The 19,888-nt window shown below is 25.6% G+C and carries 19 protein-coding genes and 2 tRNA genes; 7 read left to right on the forward strand and 14 right to left on the reverse strand.

The features are described 5' to 3' along the window. Positions 1-345 precede the first annotated feature (345 nt). On the forward strand, positions 346-804 hold the full coding sequence (ruvX, locus tag U0T55_02520; protein ID XBC43081.1) for a Holliday junction resolvase RuvX: 459 nt from the start codon (positions 346-348) through the stop codon (positions 802-804). Between the two features lie 112 nt (positions 805-916). Here the strand turns inward: ruvX and leuA are convergent, their stop codons facing one another. The 4 genes from leuA to leuB form a co-directional block, all read right to left on the reverse strand. Next, positions 917-2,470 (reverse strand): 2-isopropylmalate synthase, encoded by a 1,554-nt coding sequence (gene leuA, locus U0T55_02525; GenBank protein ID XBC42775.1) that lies wholly within the window; start codon positions 2,468-2,470, stop codon positions 917-919. Between the two features lie 446 nt (positions 2,471-2,916). After that, on the reverse strand, positions 2,917-3,525 hold the full coding sequence (gene leuD, locus U0T55_02530; GenBank protein ID XBC42776.1) for a 3-isopropylmalate dehydratase small subunit: 609 nt from the start codon (positions 3,523-3,525) through the stop codon (positions 2,917-2,919). A gap of 39 nt (positions 3,526-3,564) precedes the next feature. After that, a complete protein-coding gene (gene leuC, locus U0T55_02535) occupies positions 3,565-4,962 on the reverse strand; it encodes a 3-isopropylmalate dehydratase large subunit (protein XBC42777.1) in 1,398 nt (465 codons plus the stop codon). Further along, on the reverse strand, positions 4,959-6,059 hold the full coding sequence (gene leuB / locus U0T55_02540; GenBank protein ID XBC42778.1) for a 3-isopropylmalate dehydrogenase: 1,101 nt from the start codon (positions 6,057-6,059) through the stop codon (positions 4,959-4,961). The genes leuC and leuB overlap by 4 nt, the downstream gene beginning before the upstream one ends. A gap of 294 nt (positions 6,060-6,353) precedes the next feature. On the opposite strand from leuB, the gene U0T55_02545 reads away from it, so the two are divergent. Then, the gene (locus U0T55_02545) at positions 6,354-7,022 is read left to right on the forward strand and encodes a YggS family pyridoxal phosphate-dependent enzyme (protein ID XBC42779.1); all 669 of its coding nucleotides are present in this window, start codon (positions 6,354-6,356) and stop codon (positions 7,020-7,022) included. Positions 7,023-7,597: 575 nt separating this feature from the next. On the opposite strand, the gene trmB is transcribed toward U0T55_02545, so the two are convergent. After that, positions 7,598-8,314: a tRNA (guanosine(46)-N7)-methyltransferase TrmB gene (gene trmB / locus U0T55_02550; protein ID XBC42780.1), complete on the reverse strand. Its 717-nt coding sequence runs from the start codon at positions 8,312-8,314 to the stop codon at positions 7,598-7,600. Between the two features lie 146 nt (positions 8,315-8,460). Between trmB and mutY the strand changes: the two genes are divergently transcribed. The 3 genes from mutY (at position 8,461) to murI (ending at position 10,685) form a co-directional block, all read left to right on the forward strand. Beyond that, complete coding sequence (gene mutY / locus U0T55_02555; protein ID XBC42781.1) at positions 8,461-9,543, forward strand: A/G-specific adenine glycosylase; 1,083 nt, start codon at positions 8,461-8,463, stop codon at positions 9,541-9,543. After that, entirely contained in the window at positions 9,536-9,805 is a 270-nt protein-coding gene (locus tag U0T55_02560) for an oxidative damage protection protein (protein ID XBC42782.1), read from the forward strand. Before mutY ends, U0T55_02560 begins: the two co-directional genes overlap by 8 nt. Before the next feature lie 67 nt (positions 9,806-9,872). Continuing rightward, a complete protein-coding gene (gene murI, locus U0T55_02565) occupies positions 9,873-10,685 on the forward strand; it encodes a glutamate racemase (protein XBC42783.1) in 813 nt (270 codons plus the stop codon). A gap of 81 nt (positions 10,686-10,766) precedes the next feature. Here murI and sbcB read toward each other — a convergent pair whose 3' ends face one another. Beyond that, complete coding sequence (gene sbcB, locus U0T55_02570; protein ID XBC42784.1) at positions 10,767-12,203, reverse strand: exodeoxyribonuclease I; 1,437 nt, start codon at positions 12,201-12,203, stop codon at positions 10,767-10,769. A 155-nt stretch (positions 12,204-12,358) separates the two neighbouring features. After that, a tRNA-Asn gene (locus tag U0T55_02575) sits at positions 12,359-12,431 on the reverse strand. Between the two features lie 186 nt (positions 12,432-12,617). Here U0T55_02575 and U0T55_02580 point away from each other — a divergent pair. Both U0T55_02580 and pyrE read left to right on the forward strand, forming a co-directional pair. After that, positions 12,618-12,690, forward strand: a tRNA-Ile gene (locus U0T55_02580). A 47-nt stretch (positions 12,691-12,737) separates the two neighbouring features. Further along, positions 12,738-13,379: an orotate phosphoribosyltransferase gene (gene pyrE / locus U0T55_02585; protein XBC42785.1), complete on the forward strand. Its 642-nt coding sequence runs from the start codon at positions 12,738-12,740 to the stop codon at positions 13,377-13,379. A gap of 49 nt (positions 13,380-13,428) precedes the next feature. Here pyrE and dut read toward each other — a convergent pair whose 3' ends face one another. The 7 genes from dut to hflK form a co-directional block, all read right to left on the reverse strand. Then, a complete protein-coding gene (gene dut / locus U0T55_02590) occupies positions 13,429-13,887 on the reverse strand; it encodes a dUTP diphosphatase (protein XBC42786.1) in 459 nt (152 codons plus the stop codon). Positions 13,888-14,427: 540 nt separating this feature from the next. After that, positions 14,428-14,889 carry a 50S ribosomal protein L9 gene (rplI, locus tag U0T55_02595; protein XBC42787.1) on the reverse strand — a complete coding sequence of 154 codons (462 nt, stop codon included), beginning with the start codon at positions 14,887-14,889 and terminating at the stop codon, positions 14,428-14,430. 26 nt (positions 14,890-14,915) lie between these two features. Continuing rightward, on the reverse strand, positions 14,916-15,143 hold the full coding sequence (gene rpsR / locus U0T55_02600) for a 30S ribosomal protein S18 (GenBank protein ID XBC42788.1): 228 nt from the start codon (positions 15,141-15,143) through the stop codon (positions 14,916-14,918). 108 nt (positions 15,144-15,251) lie between these two features. Then, positions 15,252-15,602, reverse strand: a complete 351-nt coding sequence (rpsF, locus tag U0T55_02605; protein XBC42789.1) for a 30S ribosomal protein S6 — start codon at positions 15,600-15,602, stop codon at positions 15,252-15,254. A 322-nt stretch (positions 15,603-15,924) separates the two neighbouring features. After that, positions 15,925-17,214, reverse strand: coding sequence for an adenylosuccinate synthase (locus U0T55_02610; GenBank protein ID XBC43082.1), 1,290 nt, complete (start codon positions 17,212-17,214; stop codon positions 15,925-15,927). An 87-nt stretch (positions 17,215-17,301) separates the two neighbouring features. Then, complete coding sequence (hflC, locus tag U0T55_02615; GenBank protein XBC42790.1) at positions 17,302-18,282, reverse strand: protease modulator HflC; 981 nt, start codon at positions 18,280-18,282, stop codon at positions 17,302-17,304. A gap of 3 nt (positions 18,283-18,285) precedes the next feature. Then, entirely contained in the window at positions 18,286-19,497 is a 1,212-nt protein-coding gene (gene hflK / locus U0T55_02620) for an FtsH protease activity modulator HflK (protein XBC42791.1), read from the reverse strand. Positions 19,498-19,888: the final 391 nt, after the last annotated feature.

A 19,888-nucleotide genomic window follows, 5' to 3' on the forward strand; every position in this document is an offset into this window, starting at 1 on the left:
CAATAATTGGAATCCAACATCTACAAACTATACTTTTGTTTTATGCCCTTTTAAAAAATACATTTCTGCTATCGCGGTATCAAAAGATGATTGTATCACATTCTATCGAAATGCTTTAAAACATACAACTTATCATAATAATATCAAAAAAATATATTAATAACATTACTACATATAAAAAACCAATTAGACAATACACTAACTATTAATAGACATTAACCACTAACATTGAAAGCACCAAGGTTTTATTTAATATCCCTTTTATCTTGAAAATAAATTCAATCAAAACATAATGTAAAAATAATAGATATTAAAATTAACTACAGATTTTGGACACACATGATAATGATTATTATAGCATTTGATTTCGGAACTAAAAGAATTGGAGTAGCAGTAGGGCAAAATATAACAAAAACCGCACAAATTTTACCTTCTATAAAAGTAAAAAATAAAAAAATAGATTTAACAAAATTTAACACATTATTTCGTGAATGGAAACCATGCCTTATAGTTATTGGATTACCATTAAATATGGATGGAACAAAACAAGACATAACAAAAAAATCAGAACAATTTGCAAAACAATTATTCTCGCATTTCAAAATACCTGTTCACTTGCATGATGAAAGATTAACAACCATAGAAGCAAAAACTATATTATTTGAAATGAATGGATTCAAACATTTTGAACAGAAAAAAATTGACTCTACCTCTGCTGCAATTATTTTAGAAAGCTGGTTATCAAATAATGAAAATATTTTAAAATTTTATATAAAAAAAATTAATGTAAAAAATTTATATTAAAACTAACTATTTAAAACATTGTAATGTTACTAATTTATATATGAACGTAAAAATTACATCAATTTTTACATCCATACTCAATAATATAGATAACAATTTTCAAATATCACTATTAAACTTGTAAAGATTTATTAAATTTTATGCGAATTTGTTTAACGCGCCAAATATTATTTAATATATCAATCATAGCTAATATAAACGATTCAAGAAGATTAATAGATGAACCTGTCCCATAAAACATACGACATTCATATTGTGCTTCAACATTTATTTTTCCAATAGTATTAAAAATACTATCTTTTTCTAGTAAATAAAACTTTTTTATTTTAACATTAAAAGTAGTTATCTCTTGTAATGTTTGATATATTGCATATATTGGCCCATTTTTAGTTATTATACTTTTAGTATATACTTTCATTCCACACATCAAAATAATTGAAACATCAGATATTCCATTTAAGCCTAATTTTATACTAAAGTCTTTTAACTGAAAATATTCAAATGATTTACCTGTCAACTTAAAAAAAGCTAATATTTCCAAATCATAATCAAACACTTGTCCTTTTTTATCAGCGAGTTTTAAAAAATCATTATATAAACTATTTAAATCATAATCATCATTGTCTTTATATCCCATATTAGACATATAATGTTTGACCGCGGCTCGACCTGACCGAGAAGTTAAATTTAATTCAATTGGCTTCAAACCAATAGTTTCCGGAATCATTATTTCATAATTTTTTTTATTCTTTAATACTCCATCTTGATGAATTCCAGATGAATGCGAAAAAGCATTGCTTCCTACTATTGCTTTATTTTCAGGAATAGAAACATTGCATATTTTACTTACTATCTTACTAGTATTATAGATTTCATTACACTTAATATTAGTGCGAAACGAAAAAATATCTGTTCTAGTTTGAATAGCCATAATTACTTCTTCTAAAGCAGCATTTCCAGAACGTTCTCCTATTCCATTAATTGTTCCTTCTATTTGCCTCGCTCCTACTTGTATAGCAGAAATTGAATTAGCAACAGCCATTCCCAAATCATTATGACAATGAACAGATACAATAACTTTATCAATGTTAGGAACCCTAGAATATAAAGAAGCAATAATTTTTTGAAATTGACTAGGAATAGTATATCCTACTGTATCTGGAATATTAATAGTTGTAGCACCAGATTTAATTGCTACTTCTACAATACGACATAAATCGTCTAAATTAGTCCTACTCGCATCTTCGCAAGAAAACTCAACATCATCTGTATACTTACGAGCTCTTTTGATAGAACATACTGCCATGTTTATAATTTCGTCAAACGTCTTCCGTAATTTAGATTTTACATGCAAATTAGATGTACCAAGAAATATATGAATTCGAAATGAATCAGAACTTTTCATTGCTTCAGCGGCTACATCTATATCTTTATACACACATCTTGCTAAACTACAAATTTTAGAATTTTTAATACTTTTAGATATAATACAAGTAGATTTAAAATCATTAGGTGATGAAACTGGGAATCCTACTTCCATTATATCAACACCTAATTTCTCTAAAGCAAAAGCTATTTTTAACTTTTGTTCAACACTCAAGCTAGATTTCAAAGACTGTTCACCATCGCGTAACGTTGTATCAAAGATGATTAATTGTTGAGTCATTTATTTTCCTAAAAAATGAAATACATTATATAATATTTTATTTAACTATTTATAAAAATACAAAATATCACTATTTGTAATTGTTTACAAAAAATCGTATTTTTATATCATGCATAATAATTCATACTAAATTCTTAGTAATAACTATTAAGATTTATTTTTAAAAATAATTGTTATTATTTTTAACAATCGTTTTAATAAATAAATTCCAGTATACATAATACGCACTATAATAAACCAAAACTATTTAAAATAGTCATCAAAAACTAAATATCATTGCTAACGAAATCAATAACATGATAGTTTAATTATGATTAAAAGTTAATATATAAATAAAATTAATAAAATTCAATTATCTGATATACATTTAAAATACAAATAATAAAAGTAAGTATAAATAAATCATATAATATTAATGCATAAAAGTATTTCGTCAATGCAATGAATTAAAAAGATGTAAAAAATCTAGGAATATTATGCTCATAACGTTCTATTTTTTTAATACATTTCATAGTCAAATCTATATCATCTAATCCGTGTAACATACAATATTTATAAACAGAATCGATTTCAAAACTATAATGTTGATCATTTACTAATACTTTATTATTTAGTAAGTCAATAACTATACGCGTATTAGGATCTTTTAATATTATTTTGAATAATTCGTTTATAATTTTTTTAGACAACGCTACAGGTAACAAACCATTCTTAATACTATTACTATAAAAGATATCAGCAAAACTAGACGCTAAAATTACTTTAAATCCGTAATCTAACAAAGCCCAAACAGCATGCTCCCTTGATGAACCACATCCAAAATTTTCTCGTGACAATAATATAGTAGAATTACGGTAAAGAGGACTATTTAAAACAAAATTTTTATTTAATGTGCAATCACAGTCATCTAAATATCTCCAGTCATTAAACAAATGCTTGCCAAAACCTGATTTAGTAACCTTTTGCAAAAATTGTTTTGGAATAATCGCATCAGTATCTACATTAGACATATCTAAAGGAATTGCTGTTCCAACATGAGAAACAAATTTAGACATATTAACTTCCTAAAAAATATTTTCTTTAAAGTGTTAAGGCTACAACTTTCTAATATCCACAAAATGGCCAAAAATTGCTGCTGCAGCAGCCATCATAGGACTAACCAAATGAGTTCTTCCACCTCTTCCTTGACGTCCTTCAAAATTTCTATTACTTGTTGAAGCGCAACGTTCTTTATTATTTAAATAATCTCCATTCATAGCTAAACACATTGAACATCCTGGATAACGCCACTCAAATCCTGATTTAATAAAAATTTTATCCAATCCTTCTTGTTCTGCTTGTCTTTTTACCATTCCAGAGCCTGGAACAATAATAGCATGAACAGAACCAAAAACACGTTTATTTTTGATAATTTTAGCTACATCACGTAAATCTTCTATTCTAGAATTGGTACATGATCCGATAAAAACCTTATCAACAGATATATCTGTTAAACGCATTCCTGGTTCTAATCCCATATAATGCAATGATTTCTCTGCACTATCTCTTTCAAGAAAGTCACTGTACGAATTCAAATACGGAATTTTTTCATCAATAGCAATAACTTGACTAGGATTTGTACCCCAAGTAATTTGTGGAGCAATAGTAGAAACGTCCAAAATTATTTTTTTATCAAATATTGCTCCTAAATCAGATTTTAAAGAACTCCAGTACAATAACGCATTTTTCCAATTTTCTCCTTTTGGAGAATATTTACATTTCTCTAAATATTGAAAAGTAACTTGATCTGGAGCAATCATTCCCGATTTTGCGCCCATTTCAATAACCATATTACATATAGTCATTCTACTTTCCATACTTAAACGAGAAATTAAATTACCAGAAAACTCTATCACATATCCAGTTCCACCAGATACGCCTAATATTTTAATTACAAATAAAATTATATCTTTTGCTGTTATAAAATCACTAATTTTACCATTAATTTCTATATTCATATTTCTATAACGATTTTGTTTTAACGTTTGTGTCGAAAAAACGTGTTCTACTTCAGATGTACCAATACCAAAAGATAACGTACCAAAAGCTCCATGCGTAGACGTATGAGAATCACCACATACTATAGTCATACCAGGCAAAGTCATACCTTGCTCAGGACCCACAACATGAATAATACCTTGATTAACATGATTTAAACCAAATAACTTAACATTAAACTTACGGCAATTATTTATTAATGTATTCATCTGTTTTCTGGCTAAATCGGTAGCGCAATTTATATCTCTACTAATAGTAGGAACATTATGATCCATAGTAGCAAACGTTTTTTTAGGTTGTCTCAATACTCTATTTTTCAAGCGCATTTCATGAAATGCCTGAGGAGAAGTAACTTCATGTATTAAATGCAAATCTATATATAAAATCGGGGATTGCCCCTCTTCTTCGCAAACTATATGCGAATCATATAACTTTTGGTAAAGTGTTTTTTTCATTGTATTCTTCTATGAGATAATAATTGAGAAATAACGTCACCCATCTCACTAGTACTAGTAAAACTGTTATTACCATCCGATATATCTTTTGTTCGATAACCCAAACTTAAAGCTTCATACACTACTTTATCAATAATGTCTGCTATCAAATCTAGTTGAAAACTATATCTAACTAACATACTTAATGAAAGAATTAATGCAATAGGATTAGCTATGTTTTTTCCTTGAATATCAGGCGCCGAACCACCAGCCGGTTCATATAAACCAAATTTTTTTTCATTTAAACTAGCAGAGGGTAACAAACCTATAGAACCGGTAATCATCGCGCATTCATCTGAAAGTATATCACCAAACAAATTAGAACATAAAATTACATCAAATTGATCAGGATTATTAATTATTTGCATAGCAGCATTATCTACATACAAATGAGATAATTTTACTGTAGGATACTCTAAAGATACACTATTAACTGTATTTCTCCATAATATAGAAGTTTCTAACACATTAGCTTTATCAATAGAAGTCAGATGACACTTTCTCGTTAAAGCTAATTTAAACGCAACATGAGCAATCCTTTCAATTTCAAATTGATAATATATTTCAGTATCGAAAGAATATTTTTTTAAATTACTATATTTAGTACCCTTTGGACGACCAAAATAAATACCTCCTATTAATTCACGAACACATAAAATATTAAATCCCTTTACAGCTATTTCAGAACGAAGAGGAGACATTACTTCTAATCCAGGATATAATTGAGCTGGTCTTAAATTTGCAAATAAATTAAAGTGTTTTCTAAGAGGTAACAAAGCACTCCTTTCTGGTTGTAAATTAGGCGGCAAATTATTCCACTTCGGGCCACCAACAGAGCCAAACAAAATTGCATCAGAGTTTTCACATCCATCTAGCGTATTTTTAGGAAGCGCAACACCATGTCTGTCTATTGCAATACCACCAATGTCATATTCATGTGTTTGAATATTTATATCAAAATTTTTTTTGAGTATTCGTAAAATTTTATACCCTTCTTGCATTATTTCAGGTCCAATACCATCACCAGGTAAAATAGCAATTTTATATCTTTTTTTCATATATAGTGACACTTCCTTACAGAAAAACATTTTTTAAAATTAGAAAGCAATAATAAATCAGTATTTAAAATAAAATTTACTTTAAAATACTACGTATGAAATATACAAAAATTCTTAATATATTTAAATTTTTAATAAATAATGTTATTATATAAGATCTTATACCAATAAATTATTGTATATAATCATTTTATACATATTTATTAAAACATTTGATAAGACAATTAATATATAATATTTTATTTATTATTAAAATAATATATTTAACACTAGTTTCATAACATAATAACATTTATGTCACAAATAAAAAAAAATTTAAAATATATACGCGAAAAAATTACTTCTATAAGTAATAAATATTGTATTAATTCAAACAATATAAAAATACTAACAGTAAGTAAATCAAGATCTATTCAAGAAATAAAGGAAGTTGTTCAATGTAAACAATACGAATTTGGAGAAAATTACGTACAAGAAAGTTTATTAAAGACTCGTGAATTTAAAAATATTCATTGGCATTTTATCGGACATATTCAATCTAACAAAACACGTACAATATCTAATAATTTTTCTTGGTGTCATACTATAAAAAATGAAAAAATAGCTAAAGCATTAAATAAATATCGTTTAAATATTGTTCCAAAATTAAATATTCTGATACAAATAGACATTAGAAATAATTTTATTACATCACGAATTAATATAAATAATTTTAAAAATTTAATAAAAAAAATTCTACTATTAAAAAATTTAAATTTACGCGGTATCATGGGAATGCCTAATAAATTTCTTCATTATGAAGATCAAATAAAATCATATAAACATGTACAATTATATTTTTCTATAATGAAAGATATGTGTTCTTCTGTAGATACTATATCATTAGGAACAAGTCACGATATAAAAGCAGCTATAATTTCAGGTAGTACTTTGATAAGAATAGGATCATATATTTTCAATTAATATAATTTTTTTAAAAAATTATATATTTTAATATTTCATAATAAAGTTATTATTTTCATATATTATAAAGTGATACAATTAATTATATATCAATAAAATGTTAACTCTAATTTCGATGTATATTTATATCATTTCAATAAATATTCCGGGAATGGCTATTTATAAAAATTACAAATTTAAAAAATCTAATAATACATATTTTAAACGTTTTGCTACAATAATTGTTTTAAAAACGTTTTTATTTTAATGCAAGTATAAATTTATATTTATGTTTATGCAGATATTTATATTTATTAACAATCTACTTTAAAATAAATACATACGCTTATAAGTACTTATAACAAACAAAATTAAAATACATATAATGTTAAAAATAAAACGAATATACATAAAAATTACTGCTACTAAAGAATACCATGCTACAACGTACTTGAGTATATCTAAATTATATTCGTCTGATATACAATTTAATTTTAAAAACATAATTGAATTTTAAAAAATAAAATTAAAAAACGCATTGATAAAACAGTATAATTAATGTTTAAAACATATTTCTCTAAAAGACAAATTTCGACCTATCGAACAATAAACATTAAATCAAATATAGTATTACCTAAGTTTTTCCCTCTTTTTTCAAAGTAAGTAACAGGGCGGGAATCAGGTTTAACAATATAGTTGTTATATTTAGATAAATTAATATATTCATCTATACTACAAACTATAGACATTATTTCCTCTGCATATGATTGGCAATCAGTAGATATATGCAATATTCCACCATTAGGAACTAATTTTTTCAATACTAATTGCGCAAAAGATCTGGTAAACATTCTTCTTTTTCGATGACGCCTTTTTAACCATGGATCTGGGAAAAAAATTTGAATTTTAAATATACTTTTATCGTGAATCATGTTGTGTAATACTTCCACCGCGTCATAATAAATAATTCTAATATTTTTTAAATCATACAAATGAATATATTTTAAACACGAAATAATACCAGGTAGATAAACTTCAACTCCTAAAAAATTTTTAGATGAACAGTTCAACGCAGTTCTACAAAGTGAAAGACCCTTTCCAAATCCAATTTCTAACACTATTGGATTATTTATAGTAAAAAAATTATTTGCATTTATATAAGATGACTGAAAATTTATTCCAAATTTTGGCCAGAATTTATTAAAAACATCATGCTTATTACGACTTAATTTTCTATTTCTAGATACAAAACTATGTGTTTTACGTAAAAAAGTACCATTTTTGCTATATTGTAATGTAATAACATTTCGCATTATTATAATATTAAAAAATTTTATTCATGTGTTTTGATAATATACTAATTCGCATGTATAACGTATAGTATTTAATTTTATATTCATGCTATTTCATTAAAAACGTGAAAATAAGCAAACTTAATATAAAACTATATGGATATCTCATGAATCTATGCATTTTATTCTCACAATTAGTACTTAATTGGTACCATCAATATGGACGAAAAAATTTACCTTGGAAAAAAAATGCAAATCCTTACCATACTTGGATATCAGAAGTAATGTTACAACAAACACAAGTTAAAACTGTAATTCCTTATTACAAAAAATTTATTAAACATTTTCCAAATATTAAAATTTTAGCAAATACCTCTATTAATAATATACTTAACATATGGAGTGGATTGGGGTATTACAATAGAGCTCATAACATTTATTATACAGCTCAAATTATTGAAAAAAAATATCATGGACAATTTCCAAATCATTTCTCCAATATCATTAAACTACCAGGAATTGGACGAACTACAGCAGGTGCCATTTTATCATTCGGATTTAATTTTCATGCCTGTATTCTAGATGGAAACGTAAAAAGAATTTTATTAAGACATTTTAGTATAAGAGAAAAAACAAAAACGATAACTGAAAAAAAATTATGGAAAAAAATAGAATCAATAACACCAATATATAATACAAAACAATTCAATCAGGCTATAATAGACATAGGTGCTTTAATTTGCATAAAATCTAAACCAAAATGTAATATATGTCCGTTAAAAAAAACATGTACATCATTTATAAAAAATGACTGGTCTACATATCCATATGTACAAAAAAAAATTATTATAAACCAAAAAAATGTATATTTTTTAATTATTCAATATCAAAATTTCATATTTTTAAAAAAAAATACATTAACAGGAATATGGAAAGGACTATATTGTTTTCCAATATTTTACAACCAAACAGAAATTTTAATATGGATAAAAGAAAAAAAAATTAAACTCGTTCAACAAGAAATGTTTAAATCTTTTTTGCATAAATTTTCACACCTTCAATTTTTTTGTATCCCAATACGCATTCAGATAAAAAAAATGTTCTATACTGATCCATCTAAAAATGAAATTTGGTTCAATATGTATAGTCAAGAAAATACAATAGGCTTACCATCACCAATAATAAAATTATTTAAAACAATTTTTCATGCCTTCATACTTAATTTCAAGGAATTTAATCAACATGAATAGAAATATATTTTGTCACTTCTTAAAAAAATTTGATATTGGTTTAGATGCGCAACCATATCCAGGTAAACTTGGAAAAAAAATTTATAAAAAAATATCAAAATTAGCATGGAAACAATGGACATCTCAACAAACAAAAATAATTAATGAAAAAAAATTAAGCATGATCAACAAAGAACATCGACAAATGTTAGAACACAGCATGATCGATTTTCTTTTCAATAATACAAATATATGTGATAAAAATAAGAAAAATCACGAATGAAACATATAAAAAATCTTTGTAACTAATAAATAATTTAAAAAACTATTCAAAATATTATAATAAAATTATGGACCACAAAGTAAACTTTAAAAAAAGTATGAAATGTAATGTTTTAATATTTGATTCAGGTCTAGGTGGGTTATCTATATACAAAAAAATAAAACATCGCTTTCCAAATGTAAATTATGTTTATGCATGCGATAATAATGAATTTCCATATGGAGAAAAAAAAGAACTATTCATTATAAAACGATGTTTTAAAATAATCAATATTATATCCAATAATGTAGATATTACTGCAGTAATACTTGCATGCAATACAGCTAGTATTACTAGTTTATTAACATTACAAAATCATTTTCCTTTTCCTATCATTGGAATTATTCCAGACATAGAAAAATCCGTTAAAGTAACAAAAAATAAAATTATTGGATTGCTAGCAACTAAAACTACTATTCATCATTGTAACATTCAAAACAAAATTTTATCATTCTATCCTAACATCACTATAAAAACACTACACAACCCAGAATTAGTAGTCATGGCAGAAAAAAAATTAAAATATAATTTTTTAGAGATAAAAAACATAAAAAACATACTAAAACCATGGTTAATCTCACCACAAATTCCAGATACGATTATACTAGGATGTACGCATTTTTATTTTTTAAAACATGAAATTAAAAGTTTATTTTTAAAAAAAACTAAAGTAATTGATTCTAATATTGTAATACCAAAAAAACTCTGCAAAATTTTAAAAAATAGCATTATCACAAATAAAAATATTGCTTTTTTTTCAAAAGATATTAAAAATAATATACGTTTATTACGATTATTTAATAAATATAACTTCACAAAGTTTACAGAACTGAATTTATAACACCGATTTAACTATTAAAATATATATAAAACACTGCAATTTAGATATTAAATATTTATATAATATTAAATATTTATCATACTAGATATTTCTGATATCTCGTTTAATGATATGTACGTATTCCAATAAATCTTTTAATAAAGACACTTTTTTAGAATCATTTTTATTTAACTCTAACAAATTTAAAATTTTTTTAACATATTTATATATACTTTTAGAATTTACAACTACATTACAATGTTTTTTCCACAACAACTTTTCTCTCGCGTTCAAAATATGAGGATAATTACGAGCTATACAACGCAATAATAATAGTCTAATTCTACTACTTAAAATAGGCAATGTCCTCCTATTTAAAGAACGTTTTGTGAGTAATGCATGTATAATTTTTATTAATTTTTTTTCTAAATTCCCAAAAAAGGCGTTATACATCTGTAAATCAACGTTTTCCAAATGTAATTGTGGAACTTTATGATTAATAATTTTTAATTTGTTTTTTAAAAAAACACTACTACGTATTAAAAATAAATTTTTTTTACATACTTCATAATTTATGTTCAAACGCAATCTGTCTTCAATACCAATCACATTAATAGGAGCTAATATCGGACAACGATTAACATGTATTAACACAATGCCTTTCTGAAAAATATAATTATAATTTATAGCTTTAATAGTAACATCTGAAAGATATATAAGGAGACTCTCAATATCTTTAGCCAAATCAATACTAATTAATACGTTTGAATTATTGGGATCCCATAAAATTGGAGCGATATAACTAATATTATTTCGCAACGATCCAAAAAATCGAGATATATATATCATAGGTTTAATATTATAAATATCAATTATCTTCAATAATTCTTTTTTTTTACGATATTTAAAAAAATAATCGAATAATTTTGGTTGTATTTTTTTTAACAATTTCGTAATTTGTAGAGTGGCAAAAACGTCACTAATAGCACTGTGCGCCTTATCATGAATAATTCCATTGGACTTTGATATATCTGATAACTTGAAACTAGGATAATAATTATGTACACCGCTAGGCCAATTAATTCCTTCAGGACGCAACGCATAACACGCACGCAATACATCCAAAATATCCCATCTAGAATTTCCGTTCTTCCAACTCCATTCATAAGGATCAATGAAATTACGATAAAAAACATTCCTGGTAATTTCATCATCAAAATGTATATTATTATATCCAATAATACAAGTATTTGGTTGCATGAATTGATTACAAATTTTACTTGCAAACTCAAATTCGTTAGATCCATATTTACGCGTATAAAAAGGAGAAATTCCAGTAATTAGAATAGCATTGGGATCAGGAAAATAATCAATAGGAGGATAACAAAAAAACTCATTAGGAGTATCAATTATGTTAAAATTGATATCAGTACGAATACATGCAAACTGTGCAGGTTTATCTAAAGCTGGATGAATTCCAAAAGTTTCATAATCATAAAATAAAAAACTTGAACTATTTAAATTTAAAACAGTATTCATAAGTTATATATTAACTGGATTTAAATCTATTTCAAATATTTAAAACTTATATAAAAAAATAAATGATTAATTTTATACTTCTTAGATATTCATATATTTTACTACATACTATTAAAACATTAAGAACTATAAAATTTAAATAATTAAAATACTATCTCCCCTGACTGGATTCGAACCAGTGACATACGGATTAACAGTCCGCCGTTCTACCAACTGAACTACAGAGGAAAGATAAAATCTTAACAAAAAAATTTTATATTGTCAATAAGTTAAAATTTAAAAAAATATATATTTTTAAATAAAACACATGTATAATTACAATTATTATATATTTTATTGAAAAATTTGTTTACAATATACCATAAATAAAGTTTCATATATTACATAAAATATTACATTGTAAAATATATAGGCGGCCCCTTAGCTCAGTGGTAAGAGCAGGCGACTCATAATCGCTTGGTCGCTGGTTCAAATCCAGCAGGGGCCAAAAAATAAATCCTATTAAAGAGAATTTTTAAATTTCGGAAATATACAATGAGTAATTGGAACCAGAAATTTATTCAATTTTGCTTTGAAAAAAAAATATTACAATTTGGTAAATTTAAGCTAAAATCAGGAAGAGAAAGTTCATTTTTTTTTAATTTCAGTTTATTTAATACAGGTCATGATCTTGAAAAACTTGGATTTTTTTATGCTAAAGCTATAGTGCAAAATAACATTAATTACAATTTATTATTCGGAATTGCATATAAAGGAATACCTATTGCTATATCAACTACTATAGCATTAAAAAAATATTTTAATATTAATGTAAAATATTGTTTTAATAGGAAAGAAATTAAAAATCATGGAGAAAAAGGGATGTTCGTCGGAAATCATTTGACTCAAAATATTCTTATATTAGATGATGTCATTACATCTGGATCATCTATACAAAACACAATAAAAATCATCGAATCATATGAAAATTATAAAAATCTTATATCAAATATTGTAGTCGCTTTAGATAGACGAATTTATAAAAATGTAAATCTAATAAATATAGAACATAAATATAATTTTAAAATAACTTCTATAATCAACATAAAAGATATCATTAATTATATAAAAAATAATAAACATTTATATCACTACTTAGAATATATAGAACAAACATCTTGTAAAACACATGATTAAAATATAATTACAAACTTTCTATTTTTTAAACATATTTTTATAAATTACATTAATCTAATCCTGAATGACCAAATCCTTGTTCTTTTCTGTTACTATTACTGATACTGAAATCTTTTACAAAATTAAAAATAGGCTTAATAATAGGAATAAAAACTATTTGAGCTATCCTCATGCCAGCAGTTATCGTAAATCGTTTAGTACTTCTGTTCCAAATCGACACCATAATTTGACCTTGATAATCAGAATCTATTAATCCTGTCAAGTTCCCTAAAACAATTCCATTTTTATGTCCTAATCCAGATCTAGGTAAAATTAAAGCAGAAACATGTGAATTATCTATGTGTATAGCGATACCAGTGGGTAACAAAACGGTAGTATTCGGTAACACGTCTTTTTTATACGTAATACAAGCCCTTAAATCTAAACCTGAAGATCCTGTAGTAGCATAATTCGGAACAGAAAATTCATTGTTTATACGAGAATCCAAAATTTTAATATTAATTTTCATTTGTTAATACTGTCACTTTTTATAAATTTTTTAATCAACGTATGTTAAAATACATATAATGTTAAATTCAAATCAGTTTTAAAAGAATAAACTTTTATACCGTTGTGTTATTATTATTTCTGCAAATTTATATAGTTTAAACGAATAACATAACTATATTTAAAACTATAACTAAAACGTTATTTATACTATAAATTAATAAAAACTATGTTATTTTTAATAAAACATTGAGAAAATAAAATAAATCTATGCTAATATCAAACAAAATAAAATAAGTTCACAATTTTAAATAATTAACCTATTACTCATTATAGTTTAAAAATTTTAAATTAATATTTCAGTTATATTTTTAGATTCAGACATAATTTTTATATAATATATTTACAGATCCTTATTAAAAACTATCTATTTTAAATAGATTTTTTTCATAACTTCTAAAAATCTATATTACTTTAAATTTTAAATAACAAAATTGACTTAAAACTTTTATTCCAATTAAATTACTCATTGTAATATCAATTAGTTATCTTTATACAAAAATTACTCTTCTTTAGATAAAATATTAATCGCAATCGCTATTGAAACATCATAATGAGGTTTAAAAAAAACATCATACTGTCCTAATTTTCGAAAAACTCCATTTGAAAGATAAATTTCTCGTTTTTTTACTTCTATTCCACTTAACTTAGATAATAATTCAGAAATATCACGAGACCCTATAGAACCAAATAACTTGCCTTCTTTTCTAGACTTTGAATATATAATAATTGGTTGTGACACCAACTGAACTTTTTTAGCACGAATCTGAGCCAAGGATAATTTATCTAATAATTTTTGTTTCATTTCATCTTTTTTTCTCAAAGCTAATGCAATATTTTGTGGAGTAGCTGGTATTGCTTTACCACGAGGTACTAAAAAGTTACGTGCATAACCTGATTTAACATGTATTACATCGCCTAAATTACCTAAATTTTCTAATTTAGTAAGGAGAACAATTTGCATGAATGAAATAACCTTATGAATTTATATTATTGATGTTGATCTGTATATGGTATTAATGCAAGGTAACGGGCACGTTTTATAGCGCGAGCTAATTGACGTTGATATTTTGCTTTAGTTCCTGTTATCCTGCTAGGAACTATTTTCCCACTTTCTGAAATATAATTTTTTAATATAGAAATGTCTTTATAATCTATTTCTTGAATTCCATCAGCAGTAAATCTACAAAATTTACGACGACGAAAATAACGAACCATGACGAAATATCCTTTTATAATTTTATAAATCATGAATATAATTTTTGATACGTTTTTAAAAACATGTTTTAATAAAAATCAACTTTTTAAAAAAATCTACAAAATACTTCAATGAACATCACTATTAAGTTTCTTATCATCTCGAAAACGCATCATAGGAGATGCTTCTGTTATCGGTTTCTTTAAACATATAATCATATTTCGCACTATAAAATCATTAAATCGAAACTTATCTGATAATTGTTTAATAGTATTTGAAGAAACTTCAATATTCATTAATATATAGTGCGCTTTACGAAGTTTAGCAATAGAATATGCTAACTGACGCCTCCCCCAATCTTCAAATCTATGAATTATGCCTTGATCATCATAAATTAACTTTTTATATTGTTCTACAATACTTAAAAGTTGTTCACTATGATCAGGATGAATCAGAAATATTATTTCATAATGCCTCACTAGATCGCTCCTTATAACTTGATTTAATTCCTAAAATATCATTAAAAATTATATTCAATACAAAAAAAGTAAAAAATAAATATATAATATACATCAATAATAAAAAATATTCAATACAAGATATAAAGTTAACATAAAATTTAATATTCTATAAAATCAACGTTTAAAAATAGTATTCAATCATACTATAACATTTAAAATAAAGTTGTATACTAAATATATGCTAGTCATAATCAAAAAATTACCTATTATAATAAGAAGGCAAATATTAAACACTCAAAGCTAGAATTAAATCATACTTCTTAACTCTAGCTATAAAATACTATAATATATTTCTAAAAATAGTATCGTTTCTATTAGGGCCAGTAGATATAATATTAATAGATACACCTAATATTTCTTCAATACGAAAAATAAAATTTTTGGCTAAAATGGGTAAACTATCAAAATTAGTAATACCTAATGTCTTATCATTCCAACCTTTCATAGTTTCATAAATAGGAGTAATTGCTTGCCAATCCTTATAGCAACATGGAATCTTATCATGTTCAAAACCTTCTCTATTTTTATAACCTATACAAACCTTAATTTCTCTTAAATCATCTAATACATCCAATTTTGTTAAACATAAATTAGATAAAGAATTAATGTTTATAGATCTTTTAAGCAAAACAGTATCTAACCAACCAATACGGCGCTTTCTTCCAGTAGTAGAACCAAACTCATTTCCTTTTTTACAAAAATATGCATCTAAATCACCAAAAAATTCTGTTGGAAATGGCCCATTGCCCACTCTAGTAGAATATGATTTAACCACTCCAAACACATGTTTTATATGAGATGGTCCTATTCCAGAACCAATATATGCACTACCAGCAATACTATTGGAAGAGGTAACATATGGATACATACCGTGATCTATATCCAATAATGTTCCCTGAGCACCTTCGAATACAACTAATTTCTTATTATTTTGAGCTGTTTCTAAAATTTTAGAAACATCATCTGACATTCGTACTAGAATATCTTTTGTTTTAAATATATCAGCAGAAATACTTTTGTAATCTACACTTTTAGCATGATAAAAATGTACCAATTGATGATTATAATAGTCTACATTATCTTGTAATTGACGAGAAAAATAAGACCAATCTCTTAAATCACCTACACGTAACCCCCGTCTAGCCATTTTATCTTCATAAGCCGGTCCAATTCCACATTTAGTGGTTCCAATAGAATATTCACCCCGCTTTTGTTCTCTAGCTATGTCCATAGCAACATGATAGCTTAGTATTAAATGACAAGATTCTGATATGACAATACGATCTTCTACATTATAATTGTATTTTTTCAACAAATTAATTTCATTTATAAAATGCATAGGTGATAATACAACACCATTAGCAACTAAAGCAGTAACATTACTGCGTAAAATACCAGAAGGTAAAATATGTAAAACAATTTTTTTTCCATTAACTACTAATGTATGACCAGCATTATGACCACCTTGATATCGAACAACATAATCTGCATTTTCAGTTAAACAATCTACAATTTTCCCTTTTCCTTCATCTCCCCACTGAGTACCTAAAACAACGATATTATCTTTAATCATTAAGCGATTACCTTATTTCTACGCATTAATTTAGTATGAACACTATAGTATTTAACAAAAAAGCAAAACTGTAAAACAATAATGTTACTGAATTTTTTTCATATACTTAAAAAAATAATTATTTTCAGGATTAATGATTAAAACATCTTTTCCACTTTTAAAACTATTTTCATATGCTAATAGACTACGAATGAAACTATAAAAGTTAGGTTCTCGATTAACAGAATCAGAAAATAATTTAGCTACTGTGGCCTCTCCCTCACCTTTTATAATTAACGCTTTTCTTTGTGCTTCTGATAATACTTTGATAACCTCATAATCAGCCGACGCTCGTAACTTTTCTGCTTCTTCTTGACCTTTCGAACGCTGACTCCGAGCAACAGCTTCGCGTTCTGCTCTCATTCTATTATATATTGCATCGGATACTTCGACCGGTAAATTAATTTGCTTAATACGTACGTCAACAACTTTAATTCCTAATTCAGTCATACTATTAGTGTTAATTAACACTCTATTATACCTATTTTTTTTAATATCTAACATCATATATTCATTTTGTTTTCTTACATGATCAGAAGAATAATCTATACTTCCAGTGTTCAAAGCATCTCTTACATCAGTAGTTAATCGACCTCTAGAATCAGTAACAATTTCTTTTACGTTTAGACGCCCCATTTCCGATCGTAGTCGATCACTAAATTTTCGTTTTAATAATATTTCTGCTTGAGAAATATCGCCTCCTCCTGTAGCTAGATAATATCGACTAAAATCACTGATTTTCCATTTTATATAAGAATCAACAATTAAATCTTTTTTTTCTTTTGTAACGAAACGATCTGCCTGATTATCCATAGTTTGAATTCTAGCATCTAACATTTTTACCGTATCAATAACTGGAAACTTGACGTACAAACCAGGATCATATACTAAAGGTTCATTTTGATTGTTACGCAAAACTTTACCAAATCGCAATATAATTCCTTTTTGTCCTTCTTGAACAATAAAAAAACCAAGAAATAAAAAAATCAATATTGTACTAAAAATTACCGCAAAAACTTTATTCATATTTTATTGTCTTCCTTTTCTAGAAATATCAACTTGAATAGAATGATTATCTTCCTGATTGACTGTATTCTTTGGAACTACGTCAGAAATAATATCATCACTCACCTTTTTCTTCGAAGTTGACGTATCGTTTGAAGGAGTATTTTCTTGAGTAGAATTAGAATTTTTTAACAAAGTATTGTTTTTTAAAAACAAGCCATCTAAAGACAACAGCAATGCATTATTATTAACAAATATTTTTCTAGTACTGCTAAAAATTCTTTCCATAGATTCGATATACAATCTTTTTAAAGTAACGCTTTTTGCAGCTCTATATGCAGGTAATATTTTCGAAAATCTAACTACTTCTCCTCTTGCTTCAGATATAATACGAGATTTATAAGCTCTTGCTTCTTCTAAAATACGTTGCGCTTGACCATTAGCTTTGGGTTTTACCTCATTAGCATAAGCTTCTGCTTCCCTAATATATTGTTCTCTATTTTCTCTAGCTGCAATGGCATCATCAAAAGCAGATTTTACTTCTTCAGGTGGACGAGCAGTTTGAAAATTTACATCTAATATAGTTATGCCCATGTTATACGGTTGTATTGTTTTTTCTATTTCTTTTTGCGTATCACTTCTAACAACAGTACGACCTTCAGTTAAAACTCGATCCATAGTAGAATGACCAATTACCCCACGTAATGCACTATCAGTAGCTTCTCTTAAACTATTATCAGGGTGAGTTACTGAAAATAAATATTGAAATGGATTAGTGATACGATATTGTATATTCATTTCTACTCGAACAACATTCTCATCAGATGTTAACATGATGCCAGATGTAGCTAATTCTCTAACTGATTTAACATTAATAGGAATTACTTGATCAATAAATATTGGCCTCCAATTTAATCCAGGTTCTACTAAATGACTAAATTTTCCAAAACGCATAATTACACCACGTTCTGCTTCTTTAATGGTATAAAAACCATTAATTATCAAAACTGATATAATCATAATAGAAATTAATATTACAGGATTTTTAATACATTTAAAAGATCCTGAGCCACTATAAAACGATTGTGTTCTCATTTTTAATAAATTGAATAACTTCTTTAATTCAATAAAAATAAAAAAATTACTTTTTTTATTTTTAAAATCTTCTGAATTTCGATTTTTATTACTCCAAGGATCTAGTTCAGGTTTATTGTTACTTGGCTGATTCCAGACCATATTTATCTCCATTTATTATTAATATTTTCCTTTAACTAAAATTGTTTATAAAAAATTTATTTCATAAAATATTGACATACCTTAGTTCTATATTAATCAACTAAAATTATATCCATAAAATACGTTTTATATAGATAATTTTAACACAAATTAGAAAAACATCTAAAAATCTGCCTTAAATTGCATAAAAAACAGTATCTAATACACTCTTTGATGCAGATATAAAAAAATACTTTATTATATCTACTAAAAAACATGGTACAAGACTACTATCAGATTTTATTTAATAAAAATTTTTTTAAAAAATAAATATAAAACATTCGATCCAAATATCATAAAAATGATAATACTTGTTATGATCAAAAATTTTATGCATTAAAATTTTATAAAA

Origin of the sequence: Buchnera aphidicola (Kaburagia rhusicola ensigallis) (genome assembly GCA_039830025.1) — a bacterium.
In the GTDB taxonomy this organism is placed as follows: domain Bacteria; phylum Pseudomonadota; class Gammaproteobacteria; order Enterobacterales; family Enterobacteriaceae; genus Buchnera_B; species Buchnera_B aphidicola_AW.

What these genes read in the sequence shown, in the direction of transcription:
- ruvX (XBC43081.1), top strand. Translation starts at nt 346, where the DNA reads ATGATTATTATAGCATTTGATTTCGGAACTAAAAGAATTGGAGTAGCA.
- U0T55_02545 (XBC42779.1), top strand. Translation starts at nt 6,354, where the DNA reads ATGTCACAAATAAAAAAAAATTTAAAATATATACGCGAAAAAATTACT.
- dut (XBC42786.1), bottom strand. Translation starts at nt 13,887, where the DNA reads ATGAAAATTAATATTAAAATTTTGGATTCTCGTATAAACAATGAATTT.
- rpsR (XBC42788.1), bottom strand. Translation starts at nt 15,143, where the DNA reads ATGGTTCGTTATTTTCGTCGTCGTAAATTTTGTAGATTTACTGCTGAT.
- hflK (XBC42791.1), bottom strand. Translation starts at nt 19,497, where the DNA reads ATGGTCTGGAATCAGCCAAGTAACAATAAACCTGAACTAGATCCTTGG.
- leuB (XBC42778.1), bottom strand. Translation starts at nt 6,059, where the DNA reads ATGAAAAAAAGATATAAAATTGCTATTTTACCTGGTGATGGTATTGGA.
- leuA (XBC42775.1), bottom strand. Translation starts at nt 2,470, where the DNA reads ATGACTCAACAATTAATCATCTTTGATACAACGTTACGCGATGGTGAA.
- mutY (XBC42781.1), top strand. Translation starts at nt 8,461, where the DNA reads ATGAATCTATGCATTTTATTCTCACAATTAGTACTTAATTGGTACCAT.
- pyrE (XBC42785.1), top strand. Translation starts at nt 12,738, where the DNA reads ATGAGTAATTGGAACCAGAAATTTATTCAATTTTGCTTTGAAAAAAAA.
- rplI (XBC42787.1), bottom strand. Translation starts at nt 14,889, where the DNA reads ATGCAAATTGTTCTCCTTACTAAATTAGAAAATTTAGGTAATTTAGGC.
- sbcB (XBC42784.1), bottom strand. Translation starts at nt 12,203, where the DNA reads ATGAATACTGTTTTAAATTTAAATAGTTCAAGTTTTTTATTTTATGAT.
- leuD (XBC42776.1), bottom strand. Translation starts at nt 3,525, where the DNA reads ATGTCTAAATTTGTTTCTCATGTTGGAACAGCAATTCCTTTAGATATG.
- hflC (XBC42790.1), bottom strand. Translation starts at nt 18,282, where the DNA reads ATGAATAAAGTTTTTGCGGTAATTTTTAGTACAATATTGATTTTTTTA.
- trmB (XBC42780.1), bottom strand. Translation starts at nt 8,314, where the DNA reads ATGCGAAATGTTATTACATTACAATATAGCAAAAATGGTACTTTTTTA.
- U0T55_02560 (XBC42782.1), top strand. Translation starts at nt 9,536, where the DNA reads ATGAATAGAAATATATTTTGTCACTTCTTAAAAAAATTTGATATTGGT.
- leuC (XBC42777.1), bottom strand. Translation starts at nt 4,962, where the DNA reads ATGAAAAAAACACTTTACCAAAAGTTATATGATTCGCATATAGTTTGC.
- murI (XBC42783.1), top strand. Translation starts at nt 9,873, where the DNA reads ATGGACCACAAAGTAAACTTTAAAAAAAGTATGAAATGTAATGTTTTA.